The sequence below is a fragment of the Ancylobacter sp. G4_0304 genome (assembly GCF_047501495.1).
GTDB lineage: Bacteria > Pseudomonadota > Alphaproteobacteria > Rhizobiales > Xanthobacteraceae > Ancylobacter.
This window is the reverse complement of record NZ_JAZDRM010000005.1, coordinates 102,447-118,585: the sequence shown is the minus strand read 5'-3', so window position 1 is coordinate 118,585 and position 16,139 is coordinate 102,447. Positions and strand designations below refer to the sequence as shown.

Here is a 16,139-nt window from a genome sequence, read left to right as displayed (position 1 = left end):
CGGGCGCCGCCGGTCAGGGCGCGGCCGGCCGCAGTTTCTTCACCTCCTCGTCGGAGGGCAGCACGCTCAGCCCGTCGACATAGGCGGGATCGAGCATCACGCCGCCGCCGTCCTTGAGTCCGATGTGGCCGACGAAGGCGCCCATGGTCGCCTGATGGTCGCTGGCGCGGTACTGGAACGGGCCGAACGGGCCGGCGACCTCCAGACCCTCGAAGGCGGCGACCAGCTTTTCGGGATCGGTGCTCCCGGCCTTCTTCAGCCCGGCGGCCAGCGAGGTGATCGCGGTGTAGCCGACGATGGAGCCGAGGCGCGGCGGCTCGCCATAGGCCTTCTGGTAGGCGTCGAGGAACGCCTTATGCTCCGGGGTGGGGATGTCATACCAGGGATAGCCGGTGACCACCCAGCCGACCGGCGCCTCGCTTTTCAGCGGGTCGAGATATTCCGGCTCGCCCGACAGCAGCGACACGAAGAACGTGTCCTTCAGCGCGTCGCGCGCCGTCATCTCGCGCACGAACTTCGCGAGGTCCGGCCCGAACAGCACGTTGAACACCGCGTCGGGCTTCGCGTCCGCCAGCGCCTGCACCACCGGGCCGGCATCGAGCTTGCCGAGCGGAGTGGCCTGCTCGGCGACGAATTCGACATCGGGCTGAGCCGCCTTCAGCTTCTCCTTGAAGGTGGCGGCGGCGGACTGGCCGTACTCATAGTTCGGATAGACGATGGCCCAGCGCTTCGCCTTCTTTTCCACCGCCGCCGGCATCAGCATCTGCACCTGCATGTAGGTCGAGGGACGCAGGCGGAAGGTGTAGCGGTTGCCGTCGGACCAGGTGATCTTGTCGGTCAGCGGCTCGGCGGCGAGGAAAAACACTTTGCGCTTGTCGGCGAAGCCCGCCACCGCCAGCCCGACATGGGACAGGAAGGTGCCGGCGATCACGTCGACCTTCTCGCGGGTGATCAGTTCCTCGGCGACGCGGACGGCATCGCCGGGATTGCCGCCATCGTCGCGGATGACGAGTTCGAGCGGGCGCCCGTCAATGCCGCCGGCGGCATTGATCTGCTCCACCGCCAGCTCCATGCCCTTGCGATAGGGCGCGAGGAAGGCGGGCTGCGCCTTGTAGCTGTTCAGCTCGCCGATGCGGATCGGCTCGGCCGCCCGCGCGCCCGGAACCGCGAGGCCGAGGGCGAGCGCGGCGGCGCAGAGCGGGCCGAGGGCCGCCCGGAGGGTGAGGCCGCGCGGCAGGATGGATCGGCGCATGGGCAGGTCTCCGCTTGGAAGCGCGCCGCCCGCCATGCGCTTTCGCGAGGGTTCGGGCAGCCGGTCGGGGATCAGGATTAAACTATCGCGCGGGGAGGCCGCGTCCACCCTCTTCGCGGAATGGCGTGGCAAGGGAGGCGTCACGGCCCGATCTCGATCTCGGGCTCCTTGATCGCGGCGGGGTGCCGCGAGGCGAGCAGCGCGCCGACGACGATCAGCGCCGCGCCGCCCAGCGTGCTGACCGTGGGCACCTCGCCGAAGGCGAACAGGCCGATCGCCACCGCCCAGACGAAGGCGGTGTATTCCAGCACGCCGAGCCGGCTGGCATCCGCCCGCCCATAGGCCCAGGCCATGCACAGATGACCGGCGGTGCCGAGCAGGCCGATCAACGCGAACACGGCGAGTTCGCCCATGGACGGCGCGCTCCAGCCCATCAGTCCGAGCGGCGCGACCAGCAGCCCCGACAGCGCGTTCTGCAACAGGACGATGGTCGGCAAAGGATCGCGCGCGGCCCGGCTCTTCAGCGTCACCATGGAGAGCGCATAGGTGATCGCCGAGCCAATGGCGGCGGCGATGCCGAGCCCGTTTGCCCCGGCATTGGCGCGGGCGAGCTCGTCCCACAGCACCACGATCACGCCGACGACGCCGAGCCCCAGCGCGGCGAGCACCGCCCCGCCCGGCCGCTCGCCGAGCATCAAGGCCGCGAACAGCGCGATGAAGATCGGCGAGGTAAAGGACAGCGCCAGCACCACGGCCAGCGGCAGCACCGAGAGCGCGTAGAAGAAGCACACCGCCGTGCCCGCCACCACCACCGAGCGCCAGGCATGGGGGCGCACCGTGCGCCAGTCCGGCCATCGCGTGCCCATCGCCTTGAACACGACGAGCGCGACCAGCGTGCCGCACAGATAGCGCATCACCACCAGCTGCCCGGTGCCGAAATCGGCCGCGACGTATTTGATCAGCCCGTCCATGACCGAGAGCAGGCCGATGCCGGCCACCGCCGACAGGGCGGGGCTTGAGACGAAAGCGGGCATGGCGGATCAGCTTTCGGAAACCGGCGCGGGCGTGAGCGCCAGGGCGTAGGGATATTCCCAGGTGGCGGAGATGTCGTGGAGCTCGCGCGCGCCCACCCCCCGCCGGAAGCCGCAGGTTTCATAGAAACGATGCGCGTCGAGAAAGCGGGTGTCGGTCCACAACCGGATTTCCGGCGCGCCGCGCGCCATCGCCTCCGCGCGGGCGGTCTCGAACAGCGCCCGCGCAATGCCCCTCCGGCGGGCCGTGCGGGAGACATAGACCTTGGTGATCTCGCACGTGCCCGGCACGGCATCCGCATCCCGGCTGGGGGAGAGTGCGAGCGAGCCCACCACCGCGCCGTCCAGCTCCGCGACCCAGATGATGCCGCCGCGCCCCGCGAAATGGCTGGCGACGGCGTCGAGCTCGGGAAATTCGGCGGCGCGATCGAACAGGCAGCCGTCATATTCGGCGAAGGCCGCCTCGATCAGCGCGGCGATGGCGTCGCCATCCCCGTCGGTCGCCGGACGGATATGCATCGCTGCACGGATATGCATGGGCACCACGATAAAATCCCGGCCACCGGGCCGGCCTTGCGTCGAAGATCGATCGCGCGCGGACTATGTTCGCGCGGCCATCTGGCGTAAAGCTCAATCATTATGCGAGCATGCGAATCTGTTTCCCGGGTTTGCGCCCGCCGATCCGCCATCGCCCGGCATCTTCCCGTCCCGGAGTGCTCAATGACTGCTTTCTCCCGTTTCCTGCGCCTGTCGGCTCTCGCTGCGCTGGCCGCCCTCGCGGCGGGTTGCGCCGCCACCACGCAGGCGCCGGCCCCGCAGCCCGCCCTGCCGCAGTTCACCTCGCCGATCCAGCCGTCGCAGGTCGAGGGGAAATGGGGTCTGGCCGCCTATCACCGGCCGGAGGACGCGACGCGGACCGAGGCGCAGGCCCGGCAGGGCTGCCGCCAGCCCTACGTCATCAGCCCTGGCACCTCGGGCGGCTTCATGATGTATCTCGCCGACCAGTCGCAGCCTTCCGAAGTGGTGTCGAAGCAGGTGGCCGGCGGCCCGATCTTCATTGGCCTGCCGGACGAGCCGCCGGGCGCGGACAGCGACCGCGAGGTGCTGCGCTTCGACGGGCAGGTGCTGGTGCTCAAATGGGTCGACAAGGAAGTCGCCGGCCGCTACGGCACCATGGTCTATGTGCGCTGCACATCCTGATCGCGAGCCCCGGCAGACGACGCGGCGATACCGGATTCCGGCACCGGCACTAACGGTAAATTAACCATAGGCGGGCAGCTTATGGTTAATGTAGCGTCACTGCCGGAGTGTCGTCCGCCATGTCTCAATCTGATTCGCTGTCGATCCGCGTTCTGGCCCGGGCCGGGCGCTTCGTCAGGTTGCCGCTCGGCGTGACGGCGCTGGGCCTCGGCCTCGTCTTTGCCGGCGCTCCCGCGCTCGCGCAGGGCGTCTACGGCGTGACCGAGTCCAATTACGGCGTGTTCTCCAGCCGCGGCAGCCAGGCGCCGGCGCGCGCCATGCCCTCCCGGACCGCGATGAATGACGGCGGTCGCTGGCGGCCCGGCGGCGCCAATGTGTATCCGCCGGCGGCCGTGACCGCGCCTCGGCCGCCCATGGATGTCGGCGCCGGCTATGGCGGCCCCTATCGCAGCAGCGGCGGCTATCGCGAGGCCCCGCCGGCCGATGTCTACGGTGCTGCGCCTCCGCGTGCCCCGCGCGGCAACATCACGGTGCAGACGCGCGGCGGCGGCATTCCCGCACCCGAAGTCTATACCCAGCCCAGGGTCGAGCAGGTCGCGGCGGTCGATGCCGACGACTATGATTACGACGACGAGGACGCTCCGCTCCCGGTCTATCGCGCCTCGGCGGGCGCCAAGGGCGTCGATCCCAAGTTCAACCGCAAGGTCGTGCGCTACACCACGGGCGAGGCGCGGGGCACGATCATCGTCGATACCGGCGCGCGCTTCCTCTATCTGGTGCAGGGCGACGGCACGGCCGTGCGCTACGGCATCGGTGTCGGCCGCGAGGGCTTCGGCTGGACCGGCACCCAGCGAATCAGCCGCAAGGCGGAATGGCCGGACTGGCGGCCGCCGGCGGAGATGGTGCAGCGCCGCCCCGACCTGCCAAACTACATGCCCGGCGGCGAGGACAACCCGCTCGGCGCCCGCGCGCTCTATCTCGGCGACACGCTCTACCGCATCCACGGCTCCAACGAACCGGACTCGATCGGGCAGGCGGTGTCCTCCGGCTGCTTCCGCATGCGCAACCAGGACGTGATCGACCTTTACAATCGTGTCGGCGTCGGCACGGTGGTCAAGGTGATCTGACCGGCGACAAGCGCGCGCCCCTCCCGTGGCGCGGGCCTGACCCGCCTTCTCCCGGCTTGGCAGTGCGGTCACCTCTCCGCTATGGTCCGCGCCGTTTCGAGCGAGAGGGTGGACCATGGCTGCGAGCACGATGGCGACGAACGACGCCGCCCCGGAAAGTGCGACGCCGGACGACGCCGGTTCCCGCGCCGACACCCATTTCGGTTTCCGCACCGTGCCGCTCGCCGAGAAGCAGCGCATGGTCGACGAGGTGTTCCACTCGGTCGCCAAGCGCTACGACGTGATGAACGACCTGATGTCGCTCGGCCTTCACCGCGTCTGGAAGGACCTTCTGGTCTCCAAGCTCCGCCCGCCGAAGAACGATCGCCCCTTCGCGCTGCTCGACGTCGCCGGCGGCACGGGTGACGTCTCGTTCCGCACGGTTGAGGCGGGCGGCGCCGGCACGCAGGCCACCGTGGCCGACATCAATGGCGGCATGCTCGGCGTCGGGCGCGAACGGGCGGAGGCCCGCGGCCTCGCCGGCCGCGTGGAGTTCGTCGAGGCCAATGCCGAGGAGCTTCCCTTCGCCGACCGCTCCTTCGACGCGGTGACCATCGCCTTCGGCATCCGCAACGTGCCGCGCATGGACAAGGCGCTGGCCGAGATGCGCCGGGTGCTTAAGCCGGGTGGGCGCTGCCTGGTGCTGGAATTCTCCCGCGTCGACGTGCCCGGCCTCGACGCGATCTACGACACCTATTCGTTCAAGCTGATCCCGGGCATGGGCAAGATGGTGACCGGCGACGCCGAGTCCTACCAATATCTCGTCGAATCGATCCGCCGCTTCCCCGCGCCGGAGGCCTTCGCCCAGCTCATGCGCGAGGCCGGGCTGAAGCGGGTGGACTGGACGCCGCTGACCGGGGGCATCGTCGCCCTGCATTCCGCCGTGCGGATCTGACCGGCGTGGCGACCCCGTTCGGAGATTTCCTTCGCCTCGCCCGCGCTGGCTATGTCATGGCGCGTGAAGGCGTGCTCTCGCGCATCGATCCTGGCGCGCTGCCGCCCGGCTCCGAGCCGGTGTTCGCGCTGGCTCGCCTCATCGAGCGGCGCGGGCCGGCATCGAGTGCCGCGCGGCTGTCGGCCGCCCTGTCGCGGCTAGGCCCCTCCTATGTGAAGCTCGGCCAGTTCCTCGCCACGCGGCCGGACGTGGTGGGCCCCAAGCTCGCCCGCGACCTCGAAGTGCTTCAGGACCGCATGCCCGCCTTCCCGATGCCGGTGGCGGAAGAGGCGATCCAGCGCTCGCTCGGCCGCCCGGCGCGGGAGACCTATGCCGCGCTCGGTCCGGCCATCGCCGCCGCCTCGATCGCGCAGGTGCATCAGGGCGAGGTGGCGGAGGCGGACGGCACGCGCCGCACTGTCGCGGTGAAGGTGCTGCGCCCCGACGTGCAGCGCCGCTTCCGCATCGACCTCTCCTCCTTCTACCGCGCGGCCCATTTCGGCGAGCGCACCTCGCCGGAAGGCCGCCGGCTGCGGCTGGTCGCCATCGTCGACACGCTGGCGCGTTCCGTCGCCATGGAGATGGACCTGCGTCTGGAGGCCTCCGCGCTGGCCGAACTCGCGCAGAATACCGAAGGCGAGGATGATTTCCGCGTGCCGGCGGTGGACTGGGACCGCACCGGCCGCGAGGTTCTGACCACCGAATGGATCGACGGCATCAAGCTCAATGATCTAGAGGCGCTCAAGGCGGCCGGGCACGATCTGCCGGCGCTGGGGCGCACGGTGATGCAGTCCTTCCTGCGCCACGCGCTGCGCGACGGCTTCTTCCACGCCGATATGCATCCCGGCAATCTGTTCGTCGACCGCGACGGCCGGCTGGTGGCGGTGGATTGCGGCATCATGGGCCGGCTCGGGCCCAAGGAGCGGCGCTTCCTCGCCGAAATCCTCTACGGCTTCATTACGCGCGACTGGAAGCGCACGGCGGAAGTGCATTTCGAGGCCGGCTACGTGCCCGCCCATCATTCGGTCGACGATTTCGCACAGGCGATCCGGGCGATCGGCGAGCCGATCCATTCCCGCCGCGCCGACCAGATTTCCATGGCCAAGCTGCTGACCCTGCTGTTCGAGGTTACCAGCCTGTTCGACATGAAGACCCGCCCCGAATTGCTGCTGCTGCAGAAGACCATGGTGGTGGTCGAGGGCGTCGCCCGCTCGCTCGACCCGCAGCTCGACATGTGGAAGACCTCCGAGCCGGTGGTGCGCTCGTGGATCGAGCGCAATCTCGGGCCGGTGGGGCGCATCGAGGAGGTGGCGGACGGCGTCGGCGCGCTTGCCCGCGCGCTGCAGACCCTGCCCGAGCTCATCGGCCATTCCCAGCGCGTGGTGGCGCAGCTCGACGCCGCGACCCGCAACGGTCTGGCGCTGTCGCCCGAGAGCGTGGAGCAGATCGGCCGCGCCGAAGGGCGCGGCAATCGCTGGGTAAGCACGGCGCTATGGGTGATCGCGGGACTTCTGGCGGCACATCTCATTTTCTGAAAATGGGGCGGCGGCGATGAGCCTCATTCATAACGAGCGGACGAAACTGTCGGCGACCTATCTCAACGGCGTCGCCATAGCTGTGATGGCGGTCGGCGGCCTCGGGCCGGTGGTTTCGGTGCTGAATGGCGGTTCTGCCTCCGCCGCGTCCGTCGCGGCGGTCAGCGTGATTTGTCTTGCGGGCAGTATCACCCTACATTTCCTGGCAAGACGTCTCCTCGGGAGCCTTGAGCCATGAACGCCGTGGATTTCCTGCTGCTGCTGATCATGCCGGTCGGGGCGCTGGTGGTTGGCGGGATTGTTTATTTCGTTGCCTCGCGCGGCCACCATCCCCATGCCGACCCGGCGGAGTGAGTTGCACCTCCCCGCCCCTGTGCCCCGTCTCATCCCTGCGTTATAGGCTGCGCAGCAACTCATGCGCAGGCACGGCCCCATGCTCGCCGACAAGACCATCCTTCTCATCATCGGCGGCGGCATCGCCGCCTATAAGAGCCTCGACCTTATCCGCCGGCTGAAAGAGCGCGGCGCGAGCGTGCGCGTGGTGATGACCGCCGGCGCCCAGCATTTCGTCACCCCGCTCGCCGCCGGCGCGCTGGCGCATGGCCCGGTGTTCACCGAGCTGTTTGATCGCGCGGCGGAGCAGGATATCGGCCATATCAGGCTGGCGCGCGAGGCGGACCTGATCATTGTCGCCCCCGCCACCGCCGACCTGATGGCGAAGATGGCGAACGGGCTCGCCGACGACCTTGCCACCGCCATTCTGCTGGCCTCGACCCGCAAGGTGCTGGCCGCCCCCGCCATGAACCCGGCGATGTGGGCGAACCCGGCGACCCGGCGCAACGTCGCCCGTCTCGCCGCCGACGGCATCGCCTTTGTCGGGCCCAATGCCGGCGCCATGGCCGAGCGCGGCGAGGAGGGGCCGGGCCGCATGGCCGAGGCGACCGAAATCGCGGACGCCGCCGAGAAGCTGCTGGCGCCGGCCGACCCTCTTGGCGGTCACCTTGCCGGGCGCCATGTGCTGGTGACCTCCGGCCCGACCCATGAACCGATCGACCCGGTGCGCTACATCGCCAACCGCTCCTCCGGCAAACAGGGCCACGCCATCGCCCTCGCTGCCGCCAGCGCGGGGGCGCGGGTGACGCTCATCGCCGGTCCGGTGAACCTGCCTGATCCCGCCGGCGTCACGGTGGTCCATGTCGAGACCGCGCGGCAGATGCTGGCGGCGGTCGAGGCGGCACTACCGGCGGACGCCGCCGTGTTCGCCGCCGCGGTCGCCGACTGGCGCACCAGTGAGGAGGCCGGGCAGAAGATGAAGAAGGACGGCGGCGCGCTGCCGACCCTCGCCTTGACCGAGAACCCCGACATTCTCGCCCGCGTCGCGCAGCTCGCGGCGGGGCGCCCAGGCCTTGTCGTCGGCTTCGCAGCGGAGACGCAGAACGTCGTCGCCCATGCCCAGGCCAAGCGCGCCCGCAAGGGCTGCGACTGGATCCTCGCCAATGACGTGTCGCAGGACGGCGACATCCCCGGCGGGGTGATGGGCGGCGATCGCAACGCGATCCATCTCGTCACCGAGGGCGGGGTAGAGGACTGGCCGGTCGCCTCCAAGGCCGAGGTCGCCGGGCGGCTGGTCGCACGCATCGCCGCCCATCTCGGGCCCCTCGATCCCCCAGCCGTGGAGAGCGCTTCGTGACGCTGACTGTTCCGGTGCAGGTGCTGCCCCACGGGGCCGGCCTGCCGCTGCCTGACTATGCCACCACGGGCGCGGCCGGGGTCGACCTGATCGCCGCGCTGCCGGAAGGGGAGGCGCTCATTCTCGCCCCCTTCGCCCGCGCGCTGGTGCCGACCGGGCTGGCGCTGGCGCTGCCGGAAGGCTTCGAGGCGCAGGTGCGCCCGCGTTCCGGCCTCGCCTTCAAGAACGGGATCACCGTGCTGAATGCGCCGGGAACGGTGGACGCCGATTATCGCGGCGAGGTGAAGGTGCTGCTGATCAATCTGGGCGATTCGCCTGTGACGCTGGAACGCGGCCAGCGCATCGCACAGATGGTGGTGGCGCCGGTGACGCGGATTAAGCTGATCGACGTCGGTAATTTGGAAGAAACAACACGAGGAAGTGGTGGTTTCGGTTCCACAGGGCTCGACGGCGCGGCGATATCGCGCTAGCCAAGAGCCATGCCACGTTTATCCGACAAGAGCCTGCTCGCCATCGCCGCCGTCGTGGACGTCGCGCTTCATGCGCGCGGCACGCCCGTGGCCGCCAAGGCGTTGGCCGCCCGCCACGAACTGCCGCCCCGCCATCTCGAACCCGTGCTGCAGGCGCTGGTGCATGCTGGCGTTCTGAAAGGCGTTCGCGGCCCGCGCGGGGGCTATGAACTCGCGCGCGAGCGCCGGCGCATCACTGTGGCCGAGGTGGTGCGGGTGGTGGAGGCGGAGGCCGACGAGGCGCTGGACAACCTTCCCGAGATCGTGCGCGACGTGGTGCAGCCGGCCGTGGCCGAGGCCGAACGAGCCTTCGAGGCAGCGCTGGACGGCGTGACCGTCGAAGACCTGTGTCGCGCCGCCGCGCAGGGCAATGCCCGTCGCGGCATGCCCGAAGGCATTGATTTTACCATTTAAGATTGTGAATATTAGGTTTTCTCGACATCGGTACGTGAATATGTTAGGCGTGCCGGGAAAGCCTGATAGCAAGTGATGACGGCGCCCGTCGCGGCGCCTGTTCCCCGGAGGTCCCCATGTCAGACGCTGCACTGTCCGACGCCGCCCGCGCGACGCCCGCTGCTGCCGAGAAGCCCGGCCGCGGCCGTGTCTACGACTCGATCACCGAGACCATGGGCAACACGCCCCTGGTCCGCCTCAACCGCCTGCCGGCGGAGCGTGGGGTGAAGGCGACGATCCTGGCCAAGCTCGAATTCTTCAACCCGCTCTCCAGCGTCAAGGACCGCATCGGGGTCTCGATGATCGAGGCGATGGAGGAGGCCGGCGTGCTGAAGCCGACCACGGTGCTGGTCGAGCCGACCTCGGGCAATACCGGCATCGCGCTCGCCTTCGTGGCCGCCGCGCGCGGCTATCGACTGGTGCTGGTGATGCCGGAATCCATGTCGGTCGAGCGCCGCAAGATGCTGGCGCTGCTCGGCGCCGAGCTGGTGCTGACCCCGGCAGCGCAGGGCATGCGCGGGGCGGTCAACCGCGCCGAGGAACTGGTGAAGGAACTGCCCGACGCCATCATTCCCCAGCAGTTCCGCAACCCGGCGAACCCCGCCGTGCACCGTCGCACCACGGCGGAGGAAATCTGGAACGACACGGACGGCGCGGTGGATATCGTTGTGTCCGGCGTCGGCACCGGCGGCACCATCACCGGCCTTGGCCAGGTGCTGAAGCCGCGCAAGGCCAGCCTCAAGATGGTCGCCGTGGAGCCCGAGGACAGCCCGGTCCTCTCCGGCGGCCAACCCGGCCCGCACAAGATTCAGGGCATCGGCCCCGGCTTCGTGCCGGACGTGCTGGACCGCTCGGTGATCGACGAGGTGGTCACCGTCGGCAACCAGACCGCCTTCGAGACCGCCCGCGCGGTGGCGCGGCTGGAAGGCATCCCGGTCGGCATCTCCTCGGGCGCGGCGATCGCGGCGGCGCTGGAGGTCGGCGCCCGGCCAGAGAACGAGGGCAAGACCATCGTGGTCATCATTCCCTCCTTCGCCGAGCGCTATCTGTCGACCCCGCTGTTCGAGGGCCTCTGAGCCGCCCGTCGGCCAGAGCCGGCACACGATACCATAGCGTCATGGCCGGGCTTGTCCCGGCCATTTTCGTTTTCCAGCTGCGCCCTTCTAGTGGGAGTCCCGCTTCGCTAAAGTCTGACTGATTCGGGCGCTGGGGGCGTGACCGAAGGATATGACTCGGCGAGGGGGAAAGCCGCGTATGGCGCAGCCGGCCGGCAGGCGCGGAGCTGGGGAGACGTTGCGTGGCCGCGTGCTGCGCGCCGCCCGCTATTGCCGTCTGCCCGGCTGCCTGTGGGCGGCGATCCCCATGTTCGCGGGCGGCGAGGCGCAGGCGCAGGGCGAGCTTCTGGTGCCCGTGGTGTCGGTGCTTAGCGATCCGGGCGCGCTGACCGGCATCGCCATGATCGTCGGACTGATCGCGTTCGCCGCCACCACCGCGATCGTCCATGTGCGCTTCCGCCGCGCGACGCTGGAGCGCGAGGCCTTCGCCTTCGGCGAAATCTCCAAGCTCGAAGCCCGGATCGAGGAAGGCCGCGCGCTGCTGATGGCCGAGCCGCAGATTGTCGTGGTCTGGCGCGATCCGGCGCTGGAGCCGGAGATCATCGGCAATACCGGCGCCTTTACCGGCGTCGCCGCGCCGGGGCGCATCCTGGCCTTCGGCAGCTGGCTGTCGCCGTCCTCGGCGCGCGAGATCGAGGCGGCGGTGGACCTGTTGCGCGCGCGCGGCGTGCCGCTTGCCGCCGCGCTGGTGACGCAGGACGGGCGCCATGTCGAGGCCGACGGCCGCCCGGTCGGCTCCGCCGTCATCCTGCGGCTGCGCGACATCACCGGCGTGCGGCTGGAGCACGCCCGTCTGATCGAGGCCTTCCGGGCCCAGAACCTTGAATTGTCGGCGCTGCGCACACTGCTCGACGCGCTGCCGGCCCCCGCCTGGGTCGCCGACGCGCAGGGCCGGCTGAGCTGGAGCAACGCCGCCTATCTCCACGCCGTCGAGGCGCGCGATGCCGGCGACGCCGCCAGCCGCTCGCTGGCGCTGCTCGACCAGTCCGGCCGCCAGCAGGCCGCCCGCGCCCATGCCGAGGGTCGCCGCTTCGCCGCGCGGCTTCCGGTGGTGGTGGCCGGCACGCGGCGCCTGCTCGACGTGCTGGAGGTGACGACCGGTGCCGGCGCGGAGCGCGGCACCGCCGGCATCGCACTCGATGCTACCGAGATCGAGAGCGTGCGCGCCGAGCTCGCGCAGGTCATCGGCGCCCACCGCCGCACGCTGGACCAGCTCTCGACCGCCGTCGCCATCTTCGGCGCCGACCAGAAGCTGGTGTTCCATAACGCCGCCTATGCCAGCCTGTTCGAGCTGGACGAGGCCTTCCTCGACGAGCGCCCGACCGACACCGCCGTCCTCGACCGGCTGCGCGCGGCGCGGCGCCTGCCGGAGCAGGCCGATTTCCGGGTCTGGCGCGCCGAGCTGCATGAGGCCTACCGCACCATCGAGCCGAAGGAACACTGGTGGCACCTGCCCGGCGGGCGCACGCTGCGCGTCGTCACCGCGCCGAATCCGGAGGGCGGCGTCACCTATCTGTGCGACGAGGTCACCGAGCGTCTCGCGCTGGAGAGCCGCTTCAACGCCTTCTCCCGCATCCAGGGCGAGACGCTGGACGCGCTGGCCGAGGCGGTGGCGGTGTTCCGCTCCGACGGCCGGCTCGGCCTGTTCAACTCGGCGTTCCGCAGCCTGTGGCGGCTCGACGCCGCCCTGCTCAAGGGCCATCCCCATATCGACGCGGTGGCGGAAGCCTGCGCCGGCCTCAGTGCCGGTGCGGCGGAATGGACCCGCCTGCGCGCCGCCGTCACCGGCATCGAGGCGCGCATTCCTCGCGCCTTCCGCATGGAGCGCCCGGACGGCATGATCCTCGACGGCTCCAGCCAGCCGCTGCCCGATGGCGGCACGCTGCTGACCTGGCGTGACGTCACCGACAGCGTGCATGTCGAGCGCGCGCTGGTGGACCGCAACCAGGCGCTGGTCGCGGCCGACCACCTCAAGAGCACTTTTGTCAGCCACGTCTCCTACGAGCTGCGCTCGCCGCTCACCACCATCATCGGCTTCGCGCAGCTGCTCGACGACACCGGCATCGGCCCGCTCAACGAGCGCCAGCGCGCCTATGTGAACCACATCACCGAATCCAGCGCCGCGCTGCTCGCCATCATCAACGACATTCTCGACCTCGCCACCATCGACGCCGGCGCCATGACGCTCGACCTCGCCCCGGTCGATGTGCGCGCGGCGATGGAGGCAGCGGCGGAAGGGGTGCGCGACCGGCTGGCCGAGGGCGGAATCGCGCTCGCCATCGAGGTGGCGCCCGACGTCGGCAGCTTCCGCGCCGATGCCAAGCGCGTGCGGCAGATCCTCTACAACCTGCTCTCCAACGCGGTCGGCTTCGCGCCCTCCGGCTCCACCGTCACGCTGGCGGCCGAGCGCGGCGAGGGCGAGCTGGTGTTCCGCGTGCGCGACCTCGGCCCCGGTATCGCGCCGGAGATCGGCGCGCGGGTGTTCGACCGCTTCGAGGCCCACAGCTCCGGCTCGCGCCATCGCGGCGTCGGGCTCGGCCTGTCGATCGTGCGTTCGCTGATGGCGCTGCATGGCGGCACGGTCACGCTCTCTCCCGCTCCGGGCGGGGGCACGCTGGTCACCTGCGCGTTTCCCCTCGATGCCGGCGCGAGCCGGGTAGCGGCGGAGTAGGGCCATGGTCGACATCCGCAATGTCCGGCCGGTGCACTGGGAAGTGGTGCTCCCCAACGAGGAAGCCACCGGCCGCCTCGCCATGGACCTGGTCGCCACCTTGGCGCCCGGCGACATCGTGGCGCTCAACGGCGATCTCGGCGCCGGCAAGACCACGCTGGCGCGGGCGCTGGTGCGCGCGCTCGCCGAGGACGACGAGCTGGAGGTGCCGAGCCCGACCTTCACGCTGATGCAGCTCTACGACCTGCCGCGCCACCGCGTGGTCCATGCCGATCTCTACCGCCTGGGCGAACCGGAGGAGCTGGAGGAAATCGGCTGGTCGGACCAGACCGACGGCGCGGTGGTGCTGGTGGAATGGCCTGAGCGCGGCGGCGAGGCGATGCTCGGCGCCAACCGGCTCGACATCACCATCTCGATCCCGGAGCAAAATCCCGAGCATGCCCGCCGCGTGCGCCTGCTCGGTCATGGCCGGCTGGCGGAGGCGCTGCGGCGCATGCGGGCGATCCGCGCGCTGATCGATCTCGCCGGTTTCGGCCCCGCCCTGCGGCGCCATCTTCAGGGCGACGCCTCCAGCCGAACCTATGAGCGCCTGATCGGGGCCAAGCGCAACGCGGTGCTGATGAACGCCCCGCGCCGGCCGGACGGCCCGCCGGTGCGCGGCGGCAGGCCCTACAGCCAGATCGCGCATCTGGCCGAGGACGTGAAGCCGTTCGTGGCCATGGCGCGCGGGCTGAAGGCGCGCGGCTTCTCCGCCCCCACCATCTACGCCGCCGACCTCAATGAGGGGCTCTTGGTCATTGAGGACCTCGGGGACGAGGGCGTGCTCGCTGGCCTGCCCGCCGCTCCGGTGCCGGAGCGCTACGAGGCCGCCGCCGACGTGCTGGCGGAACTGCACCAGCTCGACCTGCCGTCGACGCTGCCGGTGTCGCCGGAGATCGACCACCATCTGCCGGCCTACGACATGGAGGCGCTGCTGATCGAGGCCGAGCTGCTGCTCGACTGGTATCTGCCGCATCGCGGGGTGCCGGCGGCGGCGCCGAATTCGCCGATGCGCGGCGCGTTCCGCGCGCTGTGGAGCGAGGCTCTGGCCGGCCCGCTGGCGCAAAAGCCGGTCTGGGTGCTGCGCGACTATCATTCGCCGAACCTGATGTGGCTACCGGAGCGCGAGGGCACCGCGCGCGTCGGCCTGCTGGATTTCCAGGACGCGGTGATGGGGCCGGCGGCCTATGATCTGGTGTCGCTGACCCAGGACGCGCGCGTCGACGTGCCCGAGGAGCTGGAGCTCTCCCTGCTCGGGCGCTACATCAAGGCACGGCGGCTGGCCGATCCCGGCTTTGACATGCGCGGCTTCGCGGCCTCCTACGCGGTGATGGGCGCGCAGCGCGCCACCAAGATTCTCGGCATCTTCGCCCGGCTGAACCGGCGGGATGGCAAGCCGCACTATCTGCGCCACATTCCGCGCATCTGGACCTATCTGGAGCGCTGCCTCGCCTTCACCGAGCTCGACGCGCTGAAAGCGTGGTTCGCCGCCCATGTACCGCCGCCGGAAGGTACGCCGGGCGCGGAATACATCGTCGAAGCGCTGCGCGCGCAGGCCCACGCCCACAGCCAGCCCCCGGCCGCGCCCGCTGCGGCGCCCGTTCCGGCAATCGAGCCGACTCCTGCTCCCGAACCCAAGGCCGAGGCGTCCGCCGATATCGCGGCCGCGCCCGCTGCCGAACCCGAGCCGTCCTTGCCCTTAGACCCCGATCCTGTTTCCGGGGACATCCCTGCCGGCGATGTGCCCACCGAGGAAATCCCGGGCGAGGACGCCGCGCCGAACCCCGCCAGCCCACCGGCCGCGCCATGACCACGATCCGCAACGCCATGGTGTTCGCCGCCGGCCTCGGCACGCGGATGCGCCCGCTCACCGACCATCGCCCCAAGCCGATGGTGGAGGTGAACGGCCGGCCGCTGATCGACCATGTGCTCGACCGCCTCGAAAGTGCCGGTGTAGAAAAGGCGGTGGTGAACCTCCACTATCATGCCGATGTCCTCGAACAGCACCTTGTCCGGCGTGAGCGCGAGGGGATTGGCCCGCGTCTGGTGTTCTCCGACGAGCGCGACGTGCTGCTCGATACCGGCGGCGGCGCCGTGAAGGCACTGGCGGAGTTCGGCGACGCGCCGTTCTTCTCGATCAATTCCGACACGATCTGGATCGAGGGCATCCGGCCCAACCTGCCGGCGCTGGCCGCCGGCTTTGATCCCGACACTATGGACGCCCGGCTGCTGCTCGCCGCCAGCGCCACCTCGATCGGCTATGACGGCTCGGGGGATTTCCTGCTGGACCGCGACGGCCGGCTGAGCTTCCGTCCCGAGCGCCTCGTGGTACCCTTCGTCTTCGCTGGCGCGGCAGTTCTCTCCCCGCGCCTGTTCGACGGCGCGCCGAAAGGCGCGTTCTCGCTGGTAAAGCTGTTCGCCCGCGCCGCCGAGGCCGGGCGGCTGTTCGGCCAGCGCATGGAAGGGGTGTGGATGCATGTCGGCACGCCTGAGGCGATCCTTGAAGCCGAGGAAGCCATCCGCCGTTCCAAGGACTGAACGCGG

The 16,139-nt window shown here is 70.1% G+C and carries 15 protein-coding genes; 12 read left to right on the top strand and 3 right to left on the bottom strand.

Annotated features, from left to right (window positions below):
- Positions 1-13 precede the first annotated feature (13 nt).
- From VRZ77_RS04545 to VRZ77_RS04535, 3 genes are all read right to left on the bottom strand, one after another.
- Positions 14-1,252 carry an ABC transporter substrate-binding protein gene (locus tag VRZ77_RS04545; protein WP_414591473.1) on the bottom strand — a complete coding sequence of 413 codons (1,239 nt, stop codon included), beginning with the start codon at positions 1,250-1,252 and terminating at the stop codon, positions 14-16.
- 140 nt (positions 1,253-1,392) lie between these two features.
- Positions 1,393-2,286, bottom strand: a complete 894-nt coding sequence (locus VRZ77_RS04540) for a DMT family transporter (RefSeq protein WP_414591472.1) — start codon at positions 2,284-2,286, stop codon at positions 1,393-1,395.
- A 6-nt stretch (positions 2,287-2,292) separates the two neighbouring features.
- Positions 2,293-2,820, bottom strand: a complete 528-nt coding sequence (locus VRZ77_RS04535; protein WP_414591518.1) for an N-acetyltransferase family protein — start codon at positions 2,818-2,820, stop codon at positions 2,293-2,295.
- Between the two features lie 183 nt (positions 2,821-3,003).
- On the opposite strand from VRZ77_RS04535, the gene VRZ77_RS04530 reads away from it, so the two are divergent.
- The 12 genes from VRZ77_RS04530 to VRZ77_RS04475 all read left to right on the top strand — a co-directional run bounded on the left by VRZ77_RS04530 (position 3,004) and on the right by VRZ77_RS04475 (position 16,133).
- Positions 3,004-3,483, top strand: coding sequence for a hypothetical protein (locus tag VRZ77_RS04530; protein ID WP_414591471.1), 480 nt, complete (start codon positions 3,004-3,006; stop codon positions 3,481-3,483).
- A gap of 119 nt (positions 3,484-3,602) precedes the next feature.
- A complete protein-coding gene (locus VRZ77_RS04525; RefSeq protein WP_414591470.1) occupies positions 3,603-4,610 on the top strand; it encodes a L,D-transpeptidase in 1,008 nt (335 codons plus the stop codon).
- 130 nt (positions 4,611-4,740) lie between these two features.
- A complete protein-coding gene (gene ubiE / locus VRZ77_RS04520; RefSeq protein ID WP_414591517.1) occupies positions 4,741-5,544 on the top strand; it encodes a bifunctional demethylmenaquinone methyltransferase/2-methoxy-6-polyprenyl-1,4-benzoquinol methylase UbiE in 804 nt (267 codons plus the stop codon).
- 5 nt (positions 5,545-5,549) lie between these two features.
- Entirely contained in the window at positions 5,550-7,118 is a 1,569-nt protein-coding gene (ubiB, locus tag VRZ77_RS04515) for a 2-polyprenylphenol 6-hydroxylase (protein WP_414591469.1), read from the top strand.
- Positions 7,119-7,134: 16 nt separating this feature from the next.
- Positions 7,135-7,356 (top strand): amino acid transporter, encoded by a 222-nt coding sequence (locus VRZ77_RS04510; RefSeq protein ID WP_414591468.1) that lies wholly within the window; start codon positions 7,135-7,137, stop codon positions 7,354-7,356.
- Between the two features lie 195 nt (positions 7,357-7,551).
- Positions 7,552-8,808 (top strand): bifunctional phosphopantothenoylcysteine decarboxylase/phosphopantothenate--cysteine ligase CoaBC, encoded by a 1,257-nt coding sequence (coaBC, locus tag VRZ77_RS04505; RefSeq protein WP_414591467.1) that lies wholly within the window; start codon positions 7,552-7,554, stop codon positions 8,806-8,808.
- Between the two features lie 2 nt (positions 8,809-8,810).
- A complete protein-coding gene (gene dut / locus VRZ77_RS04500; RefSeq protein ID WP_414591516.1) occupies positions 8,811-9,278 on the top strand; it encodes a dUTP diphosphatase in 468 nt (155 codons plus the stop codon).
- A gap of 9 nt (positions 9,279-9,287) precedes the next feature.
- Complete coding sequence (locus VRZ77_RS04495) at positions 9,288-9,731, top strand: RrF2 family transcriptional regulator (protein WP_414591466.1); 444 nt, start codon at positions 9,288-9,290, stop codon at positions 9,729-9,731.
- Between the two features lie 116 nt (positions 9,732-9,847).
- Entirely contained in the window at positions 9,848-10,846 is a 999-nt protein-coding gene (gene cysK, locus VRZ77_RS04490) for a cysteine synthase A (RefSeq protein ID WP_414591465.1), read from the top strand.
- Between the two features lie 178 nt (positions 10,847-11,024).
- The gene (locus VRZ77_RS04485; protein WP_414591464.1) at positions 11,025-13,556 is read left to right on the top strand and encodes a PAS-domain containing protein; all 2,532 of its coding nucleotides are present in this window, start codon (positions 11,025-11,027) and stop codon (positions 13,554-13,556) included.
- 4 nt (positions 13,557-13,560) lie between these two features.
- Positions 13,561-15,405 carry a tRNA (adenosine(37)-N6)-threonylcarbamoyltransferase complex ATPase subunit type 1 TsaE gene (tsaE, locus tag VRZ77_RS04480; RefSeq protein WP_414591463.1) on the top strand — a complete coding sequence of 615 codons (1,845 nt, stop codon included), beginning with the start codon at positions 13,561-13,563 and terminating at the stop codon, positions 15,403-15,405.
- Positions 15,402-16,133, top strand: coding sequence for a nucleotidyltransferase family protein (locus VRZ77_RS04475; RefSeq protein ID WP_414591462.1), 732 nt, complete (start codon positions 15,402-15,404; stop codon positions 16,131-16,133). The genes tsaE and VRZ77_RS04475 overlap by 4 nt, the downstream gene beginning before the upstream one ends.
- Positions 16,134-16,139: the final 6 nt, after the last annotated feature.

Coding starts and splice junctions, on each gene's coding strand:
- VRZ77_RS04545 (WP_414591473.1), bottom strand. CDS start 1,252: ATGCGCCGATCCATCCTGCCGCGCGGCCTCACCCTCCGGGCGGCCCTC.
- VRZ77_RS04540 (WP_414591472.1), bottom strand. CDS start 2,286: ATGCCCGCTTTCGTCTCAAGCCCCGCCCTGTCGGCGGTGGCCGGCATC.
- VRZ77_RS04535 (WP_414591518.1), bottom strand. CDS start 2,820: ATGCATATCCGTGCAGCGATGCATATCCGTCCGGCGACCGACGGGGAT.
- VRZ77_RS04530 (WP_414591471.1), top strand. CDS start 3,004: ATGACTGCTTTCTCCCGTTTCCTGCGCCTGTCGGCTCTCGCTGCGCTG.
- VRZ77_RS04525 (WP_414591470.1), top strand. CDS start 3,603: ATGTCTCAATCTGATTCGCTGTCGATCCGCGTTCTGGCCCGGGCCGGG.
- ubiE (WP_414591517.1), top strand. CDS start 4,741: ATGGCGACGAACGACGCCGCCCCGGAAAGTGCGACGCCGGACGACGCC.
- VRZ77_RS04510 (WP_414591468.1), top strand. CDS start 7,135: ATGAGCCTCATTCATAACGAGCGGACGAAACTGTCGGCGACCTATCTC.
- coaBC (WP_414591467.1), top strand. CDS start 7,552: ATGCTCGCCGACAAGACCATCCTTCTCATCATCGGCGGCGGCATCGCC.
- VRZ77_RS04495 (WP_414591466.1), top strand. CDS start 9,288: ATGCCACGTTTATCCGACAAGAGCCTGCTCGCCATCGCCGCCGTCGTG.
- cysK (WP_414591465.1), top strand. CDS start 9,848: ATGTCAGACGCTGCACTGTCCGACGCCGCCCGCGCGACGCCCGCTGCT.
- VRZ77_RS04485 (WP_414591464.1), top strand. CDS start 11,025: ATGGCGCAGCCGGCCGGCAGGCGCGGAGCTGGGGAGACGTTGCGTGGC.
- tsaE (WP_414591463.1), top strand. CDS start 13,561: ATGGTCGACATCCGCAATGTCCGGCCGGTGCACTGGGAAGTGGTGCTC.
- VRZ77_RS04475 (WP_414591462.1), top strand. CDS start 15,402: ATGACCACGATCCGCAACGCCATGGTGTTCGCCGCCGGCCTCGGCACG.